This window comes from Pedobacter caeni (assembly GCF_900129215.1).
In the GTDB taxonomy this organism is placed as follows: Bacteria; Bacteroidota; Bacteroidia; order Sphingobacteriales; family Sphingobacteriaceae; genus Pedobacter; species Pedobacter caeni.
Genome location: NZ_FQUQ01000002.1, coordinates 1,384,218 through 1,404,765 on the forward strand (window position 1 = coordinate 1,384,218; position 20,548 = coordinate 1,404,765).

The 20,548-nt window shown below is 40.7% G+C and carries 13 protein-coding genes; 9 read left to right on the forward strand and 4 right to left on the reverse strand.

From position 1 onward, the window contains the following. The first annotated feature begins 380 nt into the window (after positions 1-380). A complete protein-coding gene (locus BUC20_RS13245; protein ID WP_073231481.1) occupies positions 381-1,283 on the forward strand; it encodes a hypothetical protein in 903 nt (300 codons plus the stop codon). 148 nt (positions 1,284-1,431) lie between these two features. On the opposite strand, the gene BUC20_RS13250 is transcribed toward BUC20_RS13245, so the two are convergent. Genes BUC20_RS13250 through BUC20_RS13260 form a run of 3 tightly spaced genes read right to left on the reverse strand, consistent with a single transcriptional unit; the run spans position 1,432 to position 3,571 of the window. Next, positions 1,432-2,469 (reverse strand): S66 family peptidase, encoded by a 1,038-nt coding sequence (locus tag BUC20_RS13250; RefSeq protein ID WP_073231482.1) that lies wholly within the window; start codon positions 2,467-2,469, stop codon positions 1,432-1,434. Between the two features lie 27 nt (positions 2,470-2,496). Beyond that, positions 2,497-2,919, reverse strand: coding sequence for a GNAT family N-acetyltransferase (locus BUC20_RS13255; protein WP_073231483.1), 423 nt, complete (start codon positions 2,917-2,919; stop codon positions 2,497-2,499). 52 nt (positions 2,920-2,971) lie between these two features. Then, entirely contained in the window at positions 2,972-3,571 is a 600-nt protein-coding gene (locus BUC20_RS13260) for a Crp/Fnr family transcriptional regulator (protein ID WP_200800938.1), read from the reverse strand. 555 nt (positions 3,572-4,126) lie between these two features. On the opposite strand from BUC20_RS13260, the gene BUC20_RS13265 reads away from it, so the two are divergent. The 3 genes from BUC20_RS13265 (at position 4,127) to BUC20_RS13275 (ending at position 6,176) form a co-directional block, all read left to right on the forward strand. Then, positions 4,127-4,867 carry a hypothetical protein gene (locus BUC20_RS13265; RefSeq protein ID WP_073231484.1) on the forward strand — a complete coding sequence of 247 codons (741 nt, stop codon included), beginning with the start codon at positions 4,127-4,129 and terminating at the stop codon, positions 4,865-4,867. Positions 4,868-5,014: 147 nt separating this feature from the next. Continuing rightward, entirely contained in the window at positions 5,015-5,590 is a 576-nt protein-coding gene (locus tag BUC20_RS13270; protein WP_073231485.1) for a hypothetical protein, read from the forward strand. A gap of 40 nt (positions 5,591-5,630) precedes the next feature. Then, positions 5,631-6,176: a hypothetical protein gene (locus BUC20_RS13275; RefSeq protein ID WP_073231486.1), complete on the forward strand. Its 546-nt coding sequence runs from the start codon at positions 5,631-5,633 to the stop codon at positions 6,174-6,176. A 12-nt stretch (positions 6,177-6,188) separates the two neighbouring features. Here BUC20_RS13275 and BUC20_RS13280 read toward each other — a convergent pair whose 3' ends face one another. Beyond that, the gene (locus BUC20_RS13280; RefSeq protein ID WP_073231487.1) at positions 6,189-7,202 is read right to left on the reverse strand and encodes a LacI family DNA-binding transcriptional regulator; all 1,014 of its coding nucleotides are present in this window, start codon (positions 7,200-7,202) and stop codon (positions 6,189-6,191) included. 142 nt (positions 7,203-7,344) lie between these two features. Between BUC20_RS13280 and BUC20_RS13285 the strand changes: the two genes are divergently transcribed. From BUC20_RS13285 to BUC20_RS13305, 5 genes are all read left to right on the forward strand, one after another. Then, entirely contained in the window at positions 7,345-9,621 is a 2,277-nt protein-coding gene (locus BUC20_RS13285; protein ID WP_073231488.1) for an FAD-dependent oxidoreductase, read from the forward strand. Between the two features lie 134 nt (positions 9,622-9,755). Continuing rightward, positions 9,756-12,908: a SusC/RagA family TonB-linked outer membrane protein gene (locus BUC20_RS13290; RefSeq protein WP_084528820.1), complete on the forward strand. Its 3,153-nt coding sequence runs from the start codon at positions 9,756-9,758 to the stop codon at positions 12,906-12,908. A 23-nt stretch (positions 12,909-12,931) separates the two neighbouring features. Then, positions 12,932-14,497, forward strand: a complete 1,566-nt coding sequence (locus BUC20_RS13295; RefSeq protein WP_073231490.1) for a RagB/SusD family nutrient uptake outer membrane protein — start codon at positions 12,932-12,934, stop codon at positions 14,495-14,497. Continuing rightward, positions 14,487-17,066, forward strand: a complete 2,580-nt coding sequence (locus BUC20_RS13300; RefSeq protein ID WP_073231491.1) for a glycoside hydrolase family protein — start codon at positions 14,487-14,489, stop codon at positions 17,064-17,066. Before BUC20_RS13295 ends, BUC20_RS13300 begins: the two co-directional genes overlap by 11 nt. Beyond that, positions 17,063-20,491, forward strand: a complete 3,429-nt coding sequence (locus tag BUC20_RS13305) for a hypothetical protein (RefSeq protein ID WP_200800939.1) — start codon at positions 17,063-17,065, stop codon at positions 20,489-20,491. Before BUC20_RS13300 ends, BUC20_RS13305 begins: the two co-directional genes overlap by 4 nt. Positions 20,492-20,548: the final 57 nt, after the last annotated feature.

Sequence of the window (20,548 nt, forward strand, 5' to 3'; positions counted from 1 at the left end):
AATCATTAATTAAAGACAAATCAGATAGGAAATGGTTCGAGAAACGCCCAGTTGGGGCCAAGCTTAAAAAGCCGTTTTTTGTAAAGAAGAACGGCTTTTTTGTATGTAAACCTTCTGGATTGTACTTTGAAGCGTACTTTTGTAGTAGCAACAACTGTTGCTGAATCAAAGGTAACTATAATCAGCTCACTTTTCTCGCTTTTAGTCTTTACGGAATTGGGGTATCTTGTTTCTCTGCAACCAATTATTCAATATTATCTTTATATCCTGAGGTAATCCCTTTTGTTGGATCATACTATCAAAATTTATTGCTAATTTTCATCAGGTATGGCACCAATACATGAAAACTTGCTTTATAGCTGGTATAAACAAAGTGAAACATGATTTTAAAGAATCCTATTGTAATGAAACAATTAATAAAGGAAAACAGATTTGAAGAACTTAAGCAAAAACTAAATAATTCAAATAGTGAATTAAAAATCTATCATTTGATTCTTAGGATTTTAAACAATGAAAAAATAGAAGAAGAAGATTACGGTTTTGAAGCAAATCAATACCAAGAAGAATTTTTAGAAGGATTAGATCTATACAAAGCATTTAGTAATTCAACCATTAGTCACGAGCAAATCAAAGTATATACTTCTGTTCTTGTTCATTTGGTTTTTAAAATGGGGGGATTTATACGATTAATGGCTGATACCGCAATGAACAAGGGAGTTTATTTATCCGATCTTGGAGATGTTTATAGGGTTAATCCGGAAATAAGAAATGAGTTGCAGCTTTTTATAGAATTACTTAAAGATAAAAATGAGATAAAAGCAATAGCAAACGTTGCTGCGGCAAAAGCTCAAATTAGTAACTCAATCGGGAATTTACTTGAAAGACACGAAATAGGAGAGGATATGCTTCAATTTGCACAGAGTTATGAGGTCGTAGGTCAAACGGAAATGGCATCCAAAATTTATTCTGGAATAATGAATGATTTTGGATGTGAATCTGTTAAACTATCAAGTGGTTCATTCCCCGAAATCTCATATGTTGATACTCGCTCACAAGAAGAAATTGTTGTTTTTGAAAAAGCCAAAACTCGTTTTGAAAATCTTACAGCAGAATTAGATCAAAATATTAATAGAGTTCACATAGATAAAGACGAAAATGCCAATAAATTGGTTGAAGAAAGTCATAGTAAAGAGAAAGTTATTAAAGGAAGTAATTATACAACTGATCAAAGTGAAAGTACAGGATTGTTCAGCCGGATAATCAAATTCTTGAAGAAGAACTAGAGATAAGCTTAAATAACCTGTTAGGTCTTCCCCAATAAAGGCTCCCAAAGCTGTCGGTTTTGCAACATCCATGCTTGGAATGGCACTTTGCCATTTGCAGTTTCAATTGCGGCGGCGACATCTCCGTATGCGATATAATATACTTTTTCTAGGCGACACCGCTTTCTAATATCGAAAACGTCTTGTTTATACAGTTGATTTCGGCCAGTCTTCCATACGGAAGGGTGAAAGTCGGGCAGGTGTGACCGAAATCCATACGGGTAATGACAGGTAAATCGGATAATCCTTCTTCATCGAGCACTTTTAGCAATTCAATCTCATATTGTTCCGTGTAAAGATTGTCGTAAGGTCTGCCAAAAATAATCCCTTTTACATTGGAGAGAATTCCTAAGGTAGCGTAGTTTCTTAACCACCATCGAACATACTCCGGTTTAGGCATATCTTCCGAGGTTTCAAAGAATAGAATGCTGTCTTTCCATACCTCCGGATCTGGCCAATAATGAGTTCCCTTGAGCATTTCCATCACCTCTATACAGCCGCCGATCAGGCGCCCCTGTACAATGGAATCTCCTCTTAAGAAATTCCATCCGGTTGTAGGTATTAACTTTCGTTTTACGTCTTGCAAAGAAACATCGAACCAATCCAGAAATTCGGTTGTCCAGCCTTCTTTGTTGGGATGGATTTGTCCGATTTTTTCGGTGGAAAACAAGGTTTTTTTAATATCATTGACTTGATAATTGTGCATTGCATAATTTTCTGCAAACCCTACCAATAGCGATGTGCCGTAAAACGAGCTTAAGCCGGCTTTAAGACAGATGAAATGTGTGATGGTGCTGTCGGAAAACCCAAGAAATATTTTAGGATTCTGTTTGATGATCTCTAAATCTATATACTTTAGCATTCTTATACTATCATCACCACCAATGTTAGAAATGATTCCTTTGATTGAAGGATCACAAAAGGCTTCCATTAAATCATTCGCCCGGGCTTCGGGATTTTTGTAGATCCATTGTGCAGATTTTAAGGCATGTTTGGTTTCTACTACATTCAGGTCAAAAAATTGTTTCAGACGCTCTTTTCCTTTCTGGTAGCGGTGTGGCAATTCACCAGCAGCACCCCAGGACATAGAAATCGTGGCAACTTTATCGCCTGTGTTTAAACTTTTTGGAGTAATCAATTCTATCATAAAACTTAAAAATATAAATCCTTATTCTCACAATCCCATATGCAGAATAGGGTATTCTTTTCCTTGTCCGTCCACCTCGGATCTGTCTAAGATCCGAAATCCAATATGTTTGTAAAAACCTACTGCTTGTTCATTTTGCTCGTTCACGTCTACCTTGGTTACCTTCAAATGATTTATTGCATAACCGGCTAATTTTTTACCTATTCCCTTGCCACGATAATCATGGTGGATGAACAACATTTCGAGGTTTCCATCAGCAACCCCCAAAAATCCAATCAAGCTATCTGCATCTTCAAAACCTAAAAGCTTAACATGATCAAAATAAACCGGTAACTGTTCTTTGTAATACAAGAAATCTTCTTTTTTCAGGAAATGATGTGTGTTTGATACTGCACTTTCCCATATTTTTTCCAGCTGTAGATAGTCGGTTTTATTAATTTCTCTAATCATAATCTTAAATTACAAAGGTCTTCTTTTATACATAAGAAGTGCTGAACCTAAGTTAAAAAATTCGTTTTCGAATTCTGCTTAGGGCCTGTGGTGTGATTCCTAAATAAGAAGCAACATCTTTCAATGGTATATAATTTAACGTAACCCCAAATTCATCTATCATATTTAAATAATATTGTTTTGAGTCATATTTTATTAAATCAATATTTCTTTTTAGGAGTCTATCTAATAATCTGGCAGTAAGATTCTCGAAAACTGTTTTTAGACCAGGTATTGCTTCATATAATTCTCTAGCTGTCTTATGATCTATTCTATAGACTTCACAATCCACAAGAGTTTGTACGTTAAAAGTTGATTTTTCTTTCAGCGTAAATGCAATATTTGATAAAGAAAATGAACCTTCCTTACAAAACCAAAAAGTCCGTTCATTACCATTTTGATCTGGGACCCAACAGCGTAATATTCCTTTGTAAATAAAATAACTATATTTTTCTTCTTCACCTTCCCGAATAATAAATGTATTCCTTTTAATAAGTGTTTTTTCGAAATAATGATCAAATAGCTGAGATTCCTTTTCATTGAAAGGGGAGTCAGTCAAATCAAATTCATTAAATATTTCCTCTAAAATCATCTGTTTCTTATTTAAATTCATTGTTTGGTGCACTTTATAAAGGGAAAAGGTCTCAACTATAAACAGAATTAAATTAACTTGTTTTTTAGCTTTTATTTCAACAAAACCTATCTGGAACTGAACCTAAAAACTATTTTACCTGATTTTTATTTTGTAGATTGATTCGATCCTAAGCAAATGTGGTGCGTTCATTAATCAAAGGTGCAAAAAAAACGAAAAAATGGACATTATATGAGAGGAGTGAATTCATATTATGATATCTCTAAAAAATCAACCAAATTTTTGAAGGTAAATTGCCTTACTGAAAAAGACATTTTGAATTCTTTGTGATTTTAAGACAGAAATTGTATGCTATTTTTTTTAGCCAAATCAGCGATTAAACATAAATCAGCCAGCAAATGGTTCGGGAAGCACCCAGTTGGGGCCACAAATCCTCTTTACAAGTCTCAATTAGGGCTTGTTTTTTAGACATTTTTATAGATACTATAAGTAGTTTAGGTATGGTTTTTGTCGGAACGCTTAAAGATATTTAGTTGTATTTCATTATTCAGTAATGAGTCACTTTAGTTAATCCTTATGAAAACCCTCCTTTTTTTATTTTCTTTTTTTCTTTTTTCGGGTAGTATTTATTCACAAACAATTAAGCTTGACTTTTCTGGTAGCGATAAAACACATGTTTTTATGGTTCAAAAGGAAGGCTTGAATGTACAGTTAGATTCGAAAGGTAAGCTGCAAAATCAAAGTGTTTCTAGTTTTGACATCATTGGCAGTAAACTAGTGAAATATGACCTGAACGGTCGATTGAGTGATATTGACGGCTTAGTAATTGATTATGATCTCAATGGCCGTGTTCGTCAAATTGGGGACAAACGAATAGATTATGATCTTAATAACCGAGTTCGCCAAATAGGAGATGATCGGGTCGACTATGATCTCAATGGCCGTGTTCGTCAAATTGGGGACAAACGAATAGATTATGATCTTAATAACCGAGTTCGCCAAATAGGAGATGATCGAGTTGACTATGATCTCAATGACCGTGTTCGTCAAATTGGAGACAAACGAATAGATTATGATCTTAATAACCGTGTTCGTCAAATTGGGGACAAACGAATAGATTATGACCTTAATAACCGAGTTCGCCAAATAGGAGATGATCGAGTTGATTATGATCTTAATAACCGTGTTCGTCAAATAGGAGATAAACGAATTGATTATGATCTCAATGGTGAGATTCGCAACGTAGGCGATTTAGGTGATAACCTTTTACTCCTTTACAAAACAATTCAAAGTTTTAACAATAAAAATGTTCATTAGTTTTGATTCAGATGGTAAATCAATTAACCAACTATTCGATAGCACCTCGCCAAGTGTTCTCGCCTTTTTTGCTTTTTCAGCTTCAACTGGTACCTTGGGTGCACAATTGACCTTCTATCCCAGCTGCTTATCACAAATATAACCTCTATGAAATTTTCTAAACTTTTTTCTTTCTTATTGTGCTTATTCTCTTTAACAGGGTGTATAGGAAGTATGAATCCGACAGGTGGAAATTCTGCACCAAATTACCCCTATTTTATCACTACAGAGCCATTGATAGTTAAAAAGATATTAGTGCCGAAAGGAACAAAATTAACCTATGAAGGGCAATTTTTCAAGGAGGGAGAACAAGATAAAATGATGAGTGAGGGAAAACTCAATACTATAGACCTTCCGACTGGTGAAACAATAGATTGGGGTGGTGTTCCCGTAACTTCGATTGCAAAATTCTTTAATTCGGAAATGCGTGGATTTACCGTTTATGCGGACTTTGATGTATTGGCTAAGGATAAAAAAACTAAATTCTCCGAGCTATGGCAAAGTTGCAGTAATGATATAGGAATTATAGTCAGGAACATAGATGATTGGTCTTTTAATACAAAAAATATTTCCGATGTGGATGATTGTAGCGTACTTTATCAGCGATATTTCAAGGAAGACTCCAGTCAACAAGCGTTTTTAGATAATATATATGCCGAACTCATGAAAATTGGTTCAAAATAAATAATACTTAAATTTGTCTACACTACCAGCTTGTAACAAAATGAAAAACTACTTATTCTTATTTGCTATTCTACCTCTGATGATTGCTTGTCAAAATTCAAATTATCCTTATTCTGATTCCGAAAGTAAAGCGTTTTTAAATGAAATCACTAAGAATGCTAAAGCCAGCATAACGGATATAACGGAAATTAAAAAACTGCCTACGGATGTATTTGGGATCATCACCAGGCATCCATTATCGAAAAAGAACCTGGATGAATTCAATAAAAATCGAGGAACAATAGTCAGTAAAGATGATGATATCTCTGATTTTGCAACCTATACTCTTAAAAGTTACGAACTGATCAATGAGAAAAATGTAAAGCTGGAGTTCGTTGATAATGGAAAAGCCACATCTTTACAGAAACTCAGCTTGTGGGATTATGATCAGGTTACTTGTCAGAATTTGGGCATTGAACTCAAGGTTAATGGTCAGTTTACCAAACTAAAAGGCTATATTGATATTGACTTTAAAATGCCTGATGGAGAAAACAAAGAGACGAGGATTCCTGTTGATATCTCAGTGAATGACAAAATTTCTGAATAAGTGTTTTCGCTTTTAAGATGATTTTCGAATAATCAACTTTGTCTTAAGCACCTTAACAGGTGTCTTCCATTGCGATGAATCCTTCTTGATCTGGTCAAACAACAACTGCGCTGCAGTAATCCCAATCTCCCTCACTGGTTGCGCCACTGTCGTCAATGGCGGCTCAATCAGCGCAGAAACATAATCATCACTAAAACCAACCACAGCAATATCCTCCGGAACTCTTAACCCATTCTTTTTAATAATCTGAATCGTATCAATTGCAGTAGGGTCATTGATCGCAAAGATCGCATCAGGTGGATTTTTCAGATTAATCAGGTGATTCACATAAATCGCTATTTTTTCCTTACTAAAATCATAAGATATGATCAGCTCCGGATCTGCCGGGATATTGTGTTTCTTTAATGCTGCCAGGTAACCATTCAATCTTTTTACGCTAATCGCCAAAGAAGATGGTCCGGATAAATGAGCAATCCTTTTCCTGCCCGACAAGATCAAATGTTCTACCGCACCAAATGCCCCTTCATAATCATCCACAATCACCTTCGGTACCACCATCTCATTGCATACCCTGTTAAAAAACACAATTGGTATTCCCTTTTTCTGAAATACTTTCAAATGATCGAAGTTCAATGTTTCTTTAGTAATAGATACAATCACCCCATCCACGCGGTTATCCAGCATTACCTTCGCATTTGTTACTTCTGTTTCATACGATTCATTAGATTGACTAATGATCACATTATACCCTTCATTTCTTGCCTCTTCCTGTATCGCTGCAATCACATAAGGGAAGTACGAGCTCAAAATCTCAGGTATAATGATCCCAATGGTCCTGCTTTGTTGTGTAGCCAGTTGTATCGCAATCATATTGCGTTGATAATCTAGTTTCTCCGCCAGGTCCAAAACCCGTTTTCTGGTATCCGGATGTACATTCGGATGGCCTGTCAGTACCCTCGATACCGTCGATTTAGAGATATTTAACTCCCTTGCCAGGTCAAATATGGTGATCTGATGATTTTTCATGGTCATCAAATATATCATATTTTCTGTTTCATGGGAGCGATCCCTAAAATTGGGAGCGCTCCCAATTTATTTTACCCTCATTTTCAATACGTAATTATCATGTAGCGGATACATTTGAAACCAATACCAAATATATTTCTAAATGATAAGGGAAGAATCTCAAAAGAAAAGAGCTGTTAAATCAGAATCTGCCGGCTATGACTTGGTTGTTGTAGGAGGAGGTTTATCTGGTGTATGTTGTGCCATCACCGCTGCAAGAAAAGGGCTAAAAGTTGTTCTGGTACAGGACAGGCCTGTTCTGGGTGGCAATTCATCAAGTGAAGTTCGGTTATGGATCCTGGGAGCAACTTCCCATATGGGAAATAACAACCGCTGGGCAAGAGAAGGGGGAGTAGTTGATGAGATCCTGCTCGAAAACATGCAACGCAATCCGGAAGGTAATCCCGTAATTTTCGATACCGTGCTACTCGATAAAATATATCAGGAACCAAATATTAAACTGCTGTTAAATACAGCGGTATATGATCTTGAAAAATCTGATGCCGATGAAATCTCTTCTGTAAAATGTTTCTGCAGTCAGAACTCAACCGAATACATCTTAACTGCAAATCTGTTTTGTGATGCTTCAGGCGATGGCATTTTAGGCTTTTTAGCTGGAGCTGCATTTAGAATGGGAGCAGAGAACAAAGAAGAATTTGGAGAGAAGTTTGCCCCGGATCAGGAATACGGAGAACTTCTTGGACACAGCATTTATTTCTACAGTAAAGACACAGGCAAGCCTGTCAAATATATTGCACCTTCATTTGCATTACAAGACATCACAAAGATCCCGAGATTTAAAAGTTTCAATGCCAAAGAATTTGGATGTAAACTCTGGTGGCTGGAATATGGCGGACGCATGGATACCGTTCATGAAAGTGAAAACATAAAACAGGAACTTTGGAAAGTAGTATACGGCGTCTGGAACTACATTAAAAACTCCGGTGAATTTCCTGAAGCAGAAACCATGACGCTGGAATGGGTGGGAAGTATCCCGGGAAAAAGAGAAAGCCGGAGATTTGAAGGAGATTACATGCTCACTCAACAGGATATTGTTTCGCAGCATCAGCATGATGATGCCATCGGTTATGGGGGCTGGTCTATCGACCTGCATCCGGCAGATGGAGTGTTTAGCAACAAACCAGGTTGCAACCAATGGCATAGCAAAGGCATTTATCAGATTCCATACAGATGCCTGTACAGCCGAAACATCAAAAACCTTTTCCTTACCGGCAGGATCATTAGTGCAAGCCATGTAGCTTTTGCCTCTTCGAGGGTGATGGCAACAGGAGCATACCTTGGGCAAGCAGTTGGGATGGCCGCATTCGTTGCAAAGAAAAACGGGTTGAAGCCAAAAGAACTTAACGAAACAGCAATCATGAAATCCCTGCAACTGGAACTGATGAAGAGCGGTCAGCACATTCCGGGGCTAACCATATCCGATGCCGCAGATCTGGCGCAATCGGCAGATATTACTGCTTCCAGCGAAATGCACCTCGATGAAATCCCTTTTGGTTTCATGAAAAACCTAGACATCTCTGCCGGACAAATGATTCCTTTACAGGCTGGAAAAGTCCCTTCTTTCACCTTCTCGCTAGAATCATCAGAAGAAACCACCCTACAGGTAGAACTCAGAATCAGCACTAAATCCGGAAACTTCAGCCCTGATGAATTACTGGAAATTCAACAAATCCCTGTAAAAACAGGCACGCAGGTACTGAGCACAACTTTTGGCAGCAAGCTGAACGAAAACGCCTATGTATACCTTTGTTTCAGAAAAAACCCTGCGGTTAAACTCGGTTTTTCCAATACCCGCATCACTGGCGTATTGTCTGTGTTCAATTCCGTAAACAAAGCTGTTTCAAATTTTGGCAGCCAGAAACCAACAGAAGACATCGGTGTAGATGAATTTGAATTCTGGTGTCCTCAACGCAGGCCTGAAGGTCATAACATCGCTTTAAAAATAGATCCGCCATTAAACCCTTTTGTAGTTGAGCAACTAAAAAATGGAATCGGCAGACCTGTTAACGAACCCAATGCCTGGGTGTCCTCCATCACCGATCAAAATCCTAAGATCAGTTTAAAGTGGGACAATCAAACCAGCATCAACAGGATTGAGCTTTGTTTTGATACCGATTACGATCATCCCATGGAATCGGTCCTGATGACCCATCCTGAAAGAACAATGCCCTTCTGTATTAGAAATTATACAATCACAGACGGGAACGGAAACGAACTTTTCGTTAAAAAAGACAACTACCAGTCCATCAATATCATTGAACTAAAAGAAACCATATTAACCGATGAATTGACTTTGCAATTTGAGCACCCATCGGCAGAGATACCGGCAGCATTGTTTGCAATACGATGTTATAGTTAGGTATTATTAACCTGAGCAAAGCATTTTGATAACCTTGTTTTGCTATTTTCGGCCTAAACCGCCAACAGATCTGGGGAAGACACAACCCCGGATCTGGTTGTACTGAACCAACTAACCAAATATAAACTAAGTGCATGAGAAAAATTTACCCGATTTTTGGAACAAGACTATTGTTATCAATGGTCCTCTGTATGTCCCTGCAATTGCTTTACGGACAGACTGCTTTACCTGTCAAATTGATTACCGGAAAGGTATCTGATCAGGAAGGAAAACCCCTTATTGGTGTGAGCATCCAGTTAAAGGGAAAAACAACGGTGGTTTCCTCCGATAACAATGGCGTCTATAAAATTGGCGTTCCTGGTGGGAAGGGAATTCTGGTGTTCTCTTATATCGGTTTTTTGACCAGAGAGACCACTTTAGCTGCAGGAAGTACATACAATGTTACCCTGAATGAAGATCCCAAAGGACTAAATGAGGTGGTAGTAATTGGATACGGTAGTATCCCTAAGCGGGACCTGACCGGTTCTGTAGGTTCGGCAAACATGAAAGACATGAACAAAGCGCCTGTGGGGACTTTTACCGAAGCCCTGGCGGGTAGGATTGCCGGAGTACAGGTTTCTTCTACCGATGGGCAACCGGGAAATGAATTGAATATCATCGTTAGGGGAGCCAATTCAGTGACACAGGATAATTCACCTTTATACGTAATAGATGGTTTTCCTTCAGAAGCAGCAGCTGCCAATAGCATCAACAACGAAGAAATTGAGTCTATTGAAGTATTGAAAGACGCTTCTGCAACGGCGATTTATGGAGCAAGGGGAGCAAACGGAGTGGTCTTGATTACCACCAAAAAAGGGAAAGTCGGTGCTCCTCAACTCAGCTATGATGGCTGGGCAGGAATCAATTCTATCATCAAACAGCAAAAAGTGTTAAGCCCTTATGAGTTTGTTAAATATCAGTTAGAAACAGACTCCGTTAAATATGGAGATATTTACCTTAAAGACGGGCTAACGCTGGAAAGTTACAGAGACCGTAAAGGGATCAACTGGCAGGATGAGATTTTTCGCAATGCCTATGTTCAGAATCATAGCCTTTCCTTACGTGGAGGTACCGAGCAAACAAAATATGCCATTTCCGGATCACTGCTGGAACAACCAGGCATCATTATAAATAGTGGATTCCGTCGCTATCAGGGACGCATTGTCTTAGATCAGACGATCAACACAAAACTGAAAGCAGGAGTAAACCTAAACTATATCGCTTCAAAGAAATTTGGAACCGTGGTGGCAGAGTCTCAAACCAGTCCTACTGCCAGTTTAATGTACAGCGCCTGGGGCTTTCGTCCGGTAACCGGAAATATTGATTTCGATGCCAATATGATCGATGAGCTATACGATCCGGACTTAAGCGCGACTGCCGATTACCGGATTAATCCGCTCCTGGCCGCACAAAATGAGTATAAACCAGTGTTCAATAATAACCTGGTGCTCAATTCCTATCTGGATTATAAAATACTAAAAAACCTGTCCTTAAGAATTACCGGAGGACTCAACAAGGCAAACATCAGACGGGAGATTTTCAATAATTCGTCTTCCCGTCTGGGGAACCCTAATAACAATAACAAAGTAAATGGTTCGATCGAGAATACCGAGATCACGGATCTTTTAAATGAAAATACGTTGACCTATCAGACCAAATTTAAAGGAGGACATTCCTTAAAGGTACTTGCAGGTTTAACCATGCAGGATGTACGGAAATATTCGAATGGCTTTTCTTCTATTCTGATCCCGAACGAAGCATTGGGCATGAATGGATTAGGAGAGGGACAATTGGTCGTAGCTCCTGTATCAGACCTTAGGAACGGTTTGCTTTCTTATCTGGGAAGGATCGATTACAATTATAAATCTAAGTACTTATTTACGGTTTCCTTCCGGGCTGATGGTTCGTCCAGATTCCCTAAAGACAACAGATGGGCATCTTTCCCTTCAGGAGCATTTGCCTGGCGCTTTACAGACGAACCATTTATGAAGAAACTGAGCTTTTTAAGTGAGGGAAAACTCAGGGTCGGATACGGACATACCGGTAACAACCGCGTGGACGATTATGCCGCACTTACTGCTTTGAAAATGTTGCCTGCAACCGGATATCCTTCAGGAAATGTTCCGGGGAAAGGAATCGTACCGGTGAATCTTGGAAACACAAAGCTGAAATGGGAAACCACCGTACAATCCAATGTCGGGATAGACCTGAGCTTCTTTAAAAACCGCATCTCAGTAACCGCTGATTATTACCATAAAAAAACGCATGACCTTTTGCTGAATGCCACCCTGGCACCTAGTATGGGCTATTTATCTGCATTTAAAAATGTAGGAAAGGTTTCAAACAGTGGTATTGAGCTGAGCATCACCACGAATAACATTCAAGGGGAGAAGTTCTCCTGGAGTTCCAGTTTCAATATCGCATTTAACCGCAACAAGGTGCTGGCCCTGAACGACGATGAACCAAACCTGCTTTCGAGAGTAACCTGGGGAAATTTTAACAATGCCTTCCCATACATCGCTGTTCCGGGAAAACCAATTGCTCAGTTTTATGGAATGAAGTTCGATGGTGTTTATCAGTATAGTGATTTTGATGTTCAGCCAAATGGTTCTTATGTATTGAAAGCCAATGTGCCGAACAATGGGAATCCACGTGCCAACATTCTTCCCGGCGACATCAAGTTTAAGGACCTTAACGGTGATAATCAGATTGATGACAATGACCGTACTGTGATCGGAGATCCAAATCCTGTTCATATCGGTGGTTTTAGCAACAACTTCAGCTACGCTAATTTCGACCTGAACATTTTCTTGCAATGGAGTTATGGCAACGATATCTTAAATGCCAACCGTATCGAGTTTGAAGGCGGAGATCCAACCCAGAGAAACTTATTAAATATGTTTGAATCTTTTGCAAACAGATGGACTCCGGAAAATCAAACCAATGATCTGTACCGTGCAGGCGGACAAGGCCCGGCATATTATTCTTCCCGTACCATCGAAGATGGCTCTTTTATCAGGTTAAAAACGGTGTCACTTGGTTATAATTTACCTAAATCATTGATGAAATCGTTAAAAATGAGAAGTCTGCGGTTTTCTTTGTCAGCTCAAAACCTCATCACCTGGACCAAATATTCTGGTCTTGATCCGGAAGTTTCGACCAGACACACTGCCCTGACTCCGGGATTCGACTGGTCTCCATATCCAAGACCACGATCGATCACGATAGGATTGAATGCTAACTTTTAAACTGGTTTAAAAATTAAAGAGATATGAAAACGAAAATATTATTACTGCTGATGAGCATCATGATGCTTTCCTGTTCAAAACTGCTGAATAAAGATCCTGATTTTGTAACACCAGATACTTATTATAACACAGAGGAAGACCTTAAAAATGGCCTGAACGGAGTGTATAATAGATTAATTGATCCTAACGGACGGATGTATGGACGTGGATTGTATAGCTATTTTGTGGTGAGTGATGAAGCATTCTTTAAAAGCATTTCAATTAACAACATCCGCGTCATGGTGATGGATGCCAGTCATCTGGATATTGGAAGGCTTTGGGAAGTATTATATGAAGGAGTAAACCGTGCAAATTTATTATTAGAACAGGTGGATGGGGTGAATATGGATCTGAAACAGCGGGATGCCATCAAAGGAGAAACCTTATTTTTAAGAGGCTATTATTATTACCTGCTTGCAGACATGTTTGGACCGGTTCCCTTAAAACTAACATCCACACAATCGCCTAATGATCCTTATCTTCCCCGTGCTCCATTAGCGCAGGTTTATGCCTCAGTTGTAAATGATATGCAACAAGCCGAAAAACTGGTGAATGATATCGATTATTTCTCTTATAACGAACGCATTTCCAAAACAGGAGTGCAGGCCATCCTGGCAAGGGTTTTTCTGAAGATGGCAGGAGCACCATTAAATGATGCAGCCCGCTATAAAGATGCGTTGGAATATGCAGACAAAGTGATCTTGTCGAATAAACATTCCCTGAACCCGAATTACAAACAGATTTTCATCAACCATACCCAGGACATCAATGAAAAGAAAGAGTGCATCTGGGAAGTAGGGATGTATGGCAATAAAGTAGGAACCGTAGACTTGGCAGGCTCCATGGGTGTAGAGAATGGCATTGAGTGTCCAAGCGAAGCCATTGGCTTTTCCGGAGGGGCAATGAAGATCACGGCTAAACTCTATCAGCTTTTTGGTACTGCAGATACCGCAAGAAGAAACTGGAGCATTGCACCGTACCGCTTTGTAGCCTCTGGCGGCAATACCATAAAGTCTAATTTTACAGCTGCACAGATCTACGACCGTAATCCGGGTAAATGGAGAAGAGAGTACGAAACCGGATCCAAAGCGCGTAGCTTTACTTCCACCAATTTCCCTGTGATCCGTTATTCAGATGTATTGCTGATGAAGGCAGAAGCAGAGAACGAAGTAAATGGCGGTCCAACACCCGCTGCATACGATGCGATCAATAATGTGAGAAGAAGGGCATTTAATAAGCCTTTGGGCGCTGCGAATGCCATTTGTGATATCCCGGCAGGTCAGAACAAAACTCAGTTTTTAGCGACCATTCAGGACGAACGTTTAAGAGAATTGTGTTTTGAAGGGATCCGTAAGCATGACCTGATCAGATGGGGCATCTACGTAAAAACAATGAACGATTTAGGGGCAAGCATCACGTCTACAGCTCCCACTGCTTACAAATACGCTGCAAATGCAGGTAAAAATACAACAGAGAGAGACGTGTTTTTCCCAATCCCTACAACAGAATTAACGGTTAATAAGCTTATAGAACAAAATTATGGTTGGTAGATTAAGATGGTTGATATTCCTTTTCCCGTTCTCCGTTTGTGCGCAGTCCAATGGGCCTTCGCTTTCTAATGGTCAATTGAATTTAGAGTGGGTAAATTCTAAGAGAGGATATCACCTGAATAAAATATCGGTCCTTAACAAAGGATCATGGATGGATTTATCGGCAAAAACTTCAGGGGAGTTTTCTGTCCTGTATGCTGCAGATACGCTATCCATGAAAGAGGCTACAGCGAAGGGAAGCGAATTCCCTGAATCTATTTACCGTTATATTATCCCGATCTGGAAGCAGGCCACTTCTTCAGTACAATTGAATAAGTCCGGAAAAGCAATTGAATTTTATCCGGACAGGAAAAAGGAAATAAAGAATCAGCTGATCTTGCAGAAAGAACATGCGCTGTTTTCATTAAGCTCTGCATGGGAATTTGATGCACAGCATCCGAACGACCTCAAAGTGACCGTAAAACTAAAGGCCAAACAAGCTGGTTATTATTCCATTGCTTCGCCTGAACTGGTCCTTTTTGATAAAAGTAATTTTAAATGGGCTACTGTTCCGGGAATTTTCCAGGGAAATCAGTTAAATACCAATTTTATCAATGCCTATGCCTACGGGCAGGGGATACCTGATGTGCCGGTAATGGTAAGGGAGCGTACGGCTTCAACATTATCTCCTTTGGTGCAAAACAGCCAGAACATCACCTTAGCGGTAATTCCTGAACCTGGAACAGGAAGGGATCCCTGGGCATCTGATCTAAAAACTCAGGGAAGCTGGAACCTTGGCCTCTCTGTACTGAACAGAAAAGGCAATATGATGCCAACAGTATACCACCCGGTATTGGGAGAGGGGAAATCTTATCTGGCAAAAAATGATTCGCTTAGTTTCTCTTTCCGCTATACGATACAGGCTGCCGATTGGTTTGCGGTGATGAAACATGCCGCGAATGATATTTACCGGTTTAAAGAGGTGCTGTCCCTAAAGAAAACCGCCTCCTCTCTTACCAACCGGGTATTGAGGATGGCAAACTATGTGGTTGACGATAGCCTCTCCATGTGGCAGGTATCGCCCTACAAAAACCTGGAAATCGGTGCTCAGAAATACCTGGGCGGAGTGTACGGTTCGGAAAAAGATGCGATTAAAAACTCCGACTATGGAGCGATGTGGATGCTGGCCAGATTAACGGGCAATCAGAAGCTGATCAATAACCGCCTTCCTTATGCCCGGAACTTCAAACTTGCGCAACAGCATTCAGAGAAAGATTTTTTCTATGGCGCTGCTGAAGGACAATACTTTTTGCAAAACAGCAGGAAATTTACGGAAGAGTGGGGGCCTTATACCGAGCCTATCGGAAGTACCTATTACCTGATGATGGACATTGGAAACATGCTGCTGTTTAACCCTGAGGATGCAAATCTGCGTGCAGAGCTGAAGCTGGCCGCGGAAAAATTATTGTCCTGGATGAAAGCCGACGGAAGCTGGGAGGTAGCCTATGACAATAAAACCAATGAGGCCATGTTTAAGGATATTTTAGACCTGAGACCTACATTTTATGGTTTATTTATCGCCTATAAATTACTGGGAGATCAAAAGTACCTGGAAGCTGCCAAAAAAGGGGCCGACTGGTATATTGAGCAGGCGATAAATAAAGGATCTTTTATCGGAGTCTGTGGAGATACCAGATTTGCACCCGATTTTGCTACAGCACAGAGTGTACAAGCTTTATTGGATCTTTATGAAGTCGCGAAAGACCTCAAATATCAAAACGCTGCAATTGCTGCGGCGAAAATTTACACCGCTTCTGTTTATACCCATCCAATTCCTTCTTTACAGGAAAAACAGGTAAACGGGGTTAAAAGAGCAGACTGGGAAATCAGTCAGGCGGGATTAAGTTTTGAGCATGGAGGAATCCTTGGATCTGCGAATCATCACGGGCCGATTCTACTGGCCAGTCATGCGGGAATGTTTTTAAGGATGTTCTCCATCACCAAAGATTCCTTGTTTCTAACCATGTCCAGAGCTGCAGCATGGGGCAGAGATGCTTTTGTGGATCAGAAAACAGGAGTTGCTTCCTATTATTGGGATGCGATGGATAAGGGAGCAGGCCCATTTCCCCACCATGCCTGGTGGCAGATTGGCTGGATCATGGACTACCTGCTTTCAGAAACAAACCTTCGCTCGCAAGGGCAGATCTCATTTCCAAGAGGTTTCATTACCCCTAAAGTAGGCCCGCATCAGACTTATGGCTTTGCTCCGGGTAAGGTCTATGGCACAGCTGCATCTTTGATGTTAACAGAGGGATTGGTTATAGCCGAAAGCCCTTATGTAGAGTATGTGACCGCATTGAGTGCCGATAAACGCAAGTGTTTTGTCGTGCTGATGAACAATTCTGAGCATGCTTTGAAGACGCAGGTATTGCTGAATCCGGGAAAAATTCCTGGTTTTCCGGGAGGCGAGTCAAAAGAACTTGCTGTTATAGAAGCAAATGGTAAGCGAACGGTACTGAGCAGTAATTCTAATTCGCAAAACATTGAATTGGCCCCTTTTGGCTTAAAAGTTATTGAAGTATGCTATTGAAAAAGATAATATGGTGTTTGGTGTGGAGCTTTTGTGTATTTACCTCCGGGAAAACATATGGGCAAAGTACTTATTTTTTGGAGGCCGAGGATTTCCAGTTTCCGGCAGGATGGGTATTTAGCAAAGAGGCGGGAACAAATGTTTCCGGCAAAGGCGCTTTATTTGCGGCGGCGTCTAAAGATGAGATTCCCGATGCCCTTACGGTGATCTCGGTTAAAACAAAAGGCAACTTTTTTGTCTGGACCAGATCCAGAGATTATGCGGATAATAAACCTGGAACGAGAAGGTACCTGTTGTCTGTAAATGACCAGGATATGAGCCAGGAGTCTGGCGCTCATCTTGGCGAAGGATATGCATGGGAAAAGGTGGGCCGGGTTGATCTTGATGCTGGCGAAAATGTGTTGAGGTTAAAAAATACGAGCAAGTATTTTGTGCGCTGTGATGCTTTGTTGTTTACCACTGATGAGGCTTTGAATCCGAATAAGCAAAGCGGGGCTCTTTCTGCCTACGCCATAAAACCCGTTCAGGTGAAGGAAACTCCGGCAATGTTAACGATCAGCGAAGCCGCTTCTTTTACAAAAAAGGAAAAAGTGCTCGGCACGCTATCTAATGATCAGCTAAAATTGAGTTTTGAAGAAGTAGTGGACGATAAAACGGGAAAGCACCGGATTGTTGCAACCACGGCTATCTTTCAGGATAAACGATGGGCAACAATGAAAGCACAGGTAGAAGAAAACCGGATCTTCCTGTTGAACACTAAAAAACCTAAAATAGAATTTGGGGCCTACTTTGCCTCATGGAAGAATTCTTCCAGCTTTACAGAGTTTGTGGTTAAGGGTAAAACCTATAAGCCTATGGACCAGAAGGGAGCGAATAATCCTTTCCTGGCGGGCGAACTATCCGCCTGTCGCCCTGTAGCGGTGAAACAGGTTTCTCCTGAAGAGCTCCTGGTCACTTATCTGACCGATAAAGGTCAGGAAGTAAAGGGAGTATGGAGACTTAAACCCGGAGCATCACATTATGAATTGAGTTTAGAATATTCAGCCAAAGAAGCAGGCTTTTACAGCTTTGTGGTTTCGGCCTTTCAGGATGTTCCTGAGCAGGAAGTTAAAAACGTACAACTTCCCCCGATGTTTAATTATAAGCGTTTGCCAACAGACCCGATCATGATTCCAGGGGCAATGACTCCCCAGCCCCTGGCCATCGTGGAGGTTGGCCAAAATAACAGGCAGTTGAGTTTCTTTGTAACGGGTTCTTTGGCTGATTTCCCATTAGACTGGGGCAAAGACAATACCTCCAGGATTGGTTTCTCTCTTAAGAATGCGTTTAACAAGATTCAACCTGTTGCATTTGCGCCTGTTCTGGGCTTGGAGGATTCTAAACTGCGTGCAGGCCAATCCTTAAAAAGAACATTCAACCTTGGAGCAGTACCCGAAAACTGGAACGGTGCATTGGAATACATCTCCAATGCGATTTATCAGGTAAAAGATTATCGATCGCAGGATTCCAGCTCTTTAACCAATGCTGCGTTTAATATGATTGATCTGATCAAAAACGACAATGCTTCGGGATGGAACGCGCAATTGAAGGGTTTTTACGACATAGAAGCAGATCCGAAAATCGCACCAACAGTGGCTCAGTCGGCCCCGCTGGCGGTGATCTCTGCAGCGATCATGGGCAGGGATGAAGAACTTTACCTCAGCCGTGCTTTACCAACCATAGAATATACTTTATCAAGGAGTGCGTTCAGGTGGGCTAAGGCTGCGGGGGCACCCTACAACCTCAAAGAGGCCTCATTGGTGCTGGATCCCTATAAAAATGTGCAGTTTAACACGGCTTATTTTGACGCCCTAAACCAACTGCTGGAACAAAAGAACCCCTGGCTGGTTCAGGTAGGGATGCCGGATCAGCAACCACGAAAATTATCGGGCTATAGCGTAAACCTTCCGGCATGGACGCAGGAATTAGCGGCCTACCGCCTCACAAAAGATAAACAATGGCTGGATAAAGCGGTTTTACATGCAAAGGAATTTGTACAGAAAGAGGTGTATGGGCAAAAGACACAGGTATTAACCGCACAGCCATTTTACAATACTTCATTTTACCCGTATTGGTGGGATCTGATGGACCTGTATGAATTGAATAAAGACAAACTCTTTTTAGATGCAGCTAAATATGCCTCATTCTTCACCATGGCGGGTATCCGTTCTTATCCGGCTGTTCAAAATCAAAAACAGCTGATTCATGAAGGAGGGCGTTATGAAGGCAATACCAATTTATGGTGGAAAGAAGGAGAGAAATTCCGCTTGGGATTTCCACGTATAGACGGGGATGTCAAAGAAAAAGAAGTCGCTCAATCGCTGATCTCACCTGTAGGGCTGGGACTGGAACAACCGGTTACCTTCTTTCTTCCCAATAAAAATGTGCGTCATATATTTATGTCAACCTGGGCGCCACATTTGCTCCGCTTATCCGCAGAAAGCAACAAGGATATTTTTGAAATCTATGCGAGGAACTCCATCATAGGTCGTTTTTCCAACTATCCGGGTTATTATGCTACAGGTTTTACCGACCTTACTTACCGGGCAGATTATCCCTATAAAGGACCGGATATCAATTCTATTTATTACCACCACATTTCGCCACACCTGGCTTTTACACTGGACTTTCTGGTTACAGAGTCCATTCAAAGGTCTAAAGGTAAAATCAGTTTCCCATGGGGGAAACAAGAGGGCTTTGTCTGGTTTAACAACCGCATTTATGGAGCTGGCAAAGGAACTATTTTTGACGATAGCCGTGTAAAACTTTGGCTAAAGAAAGGCCTCGTTCATATTGATAATCCAGCGATTAATTATATTACAGGCATATCTGACGACCGTTTTTGGCTGGTGATGCTCAACGAAGCCGAGCAGGAACAGCAATTTGAAATCGGACTGGACCCGGATCAGGTGGCGGTTAAAAATAATGGGGTTAAATTTTATAACGGATCATCAGCTAAACCAGAAAATGCGGTGTTTTCCGGAAAGAAAATGAAATCTGTGATTGCTGGAAAAGGCTTAACGGCTTATTCCTTCCCGCTTCAGCAAACGGTAGCTGAGAAAGTGCTGTTGCCGGTTAAAAATGGGATGCAGGAGATCAACATAGGCGCACCATGGGGCAAGCTCCATGCATTTAGGATCCGCTCGCCTTTTGGTTGGGATTCCATTTATGCCTACCTGAGCACACCGCCTTTAGCAGGGGCGGAGGCAGAGATGGAGTTAAATGAAGATGCTGCCAGTGTGGTTAAGCGTGTAGGCTATCCCTTTGAATGGTCTTTCAGTAAGATTGATCCGGCTAAACCGGCTTCCATCAGCTTGAAATTGAAGCATAAAGGAAGCAAAGATGTCCTGCAGGTCGATGTTTTATTTGAAGTTGATAAAAAATAACACCGGAAGATCAGAATTGATACTCAGACCCTGGGATGGAAAATATTAAAGATTAAA

Excerpts from the sequence above, each read along its gene's own strand:
- BUC20_RS13295 (WP_073231490.1), top strand. The coding sequence starts at position 12,932 with ATGAAAACGAAAATATTATTACTGCTGATGAGCATCATGATGCTTTCC.
- BUC20_RS13260 (WP_200800938.1), bottom strand. The coding sequence starts at position 3,571 with ATGAATTTAAATAAGAAACAGATGATTTTAGAGGAAATATTTAATGAA.
- BUC20_RS13300 (WP_073231491.1), top strand. The coding sequence starts at position 14,487 with ATGGTTGGTAGATTAAGATGGTTGATATTCCTTTTCCCGTTCTCCGTT.
- BUC20_RS13280 (WP_073231487.1), bottom strand. The coding sequence starts at position 7,202 with ATGAAAAATCATCAGATCACCATATTTGACCTGGCAAGGGAGTTAAAT.
- BUC20_RS13285 (WP_073231488.1), top strand. The coding sequence starts at position 7,345 with ATGATAAGGGAAGAATCTCAAAAGAAAAGAGCTGTTAAATCAGAATCT.
- BUC20_RS13255 (WP_073231483.1), bottom strand. The coding sequence starts at position 2,919 with ATGATTAGAGAAATTAATAAAACCGACTATCTACAGCTGGAAAAAATA.
- BUC20_RS13265 (WP_073231484.1), top strand. The coding sequence starts at position 4,127 with ATGAAAACCCTCCTTTTTTTATTTTCTTTTTTTCTTTTTTCGGGTAGT.
- BUC20_RS13290 (WP_084528820.1), top strand. The coding sequence starts at position 9,756 with ATGAGAAAAATTTACCCGATTTTTGGAACAAGACTATTGTTATCAATG.
- BUC20_RS13270 (WP_073231485.1), top strand. The coding sequence starts at position 5,015 with ATGAAATTTTCTAAACTTTTTTCTTTCTTATTGTGCTTATTCTCTTTA.
- BUC20_RS13245 (WP_073231481.1), top strand. The coding sequence starts at position 381 with ATGATTTTAAAGAATCCTATTGTAATGAAACAATTAATAAAGGAAAAC.
- BUC20_RS13275 (WP_073231486.1), top strand. The coding sequence starts at position 5,631 with ATGAAAAACTACTTATTCTTATTTGCTATTCTACCTCTGATGATTGCT.
- BUC20_RS13250 (WP_073231482.1), bottom strand. The coding sequence starts at position 2,469 with ATGATAGAATTGATTACTCCAAAAAGTTTAAACACAGGCGATAAAGTT.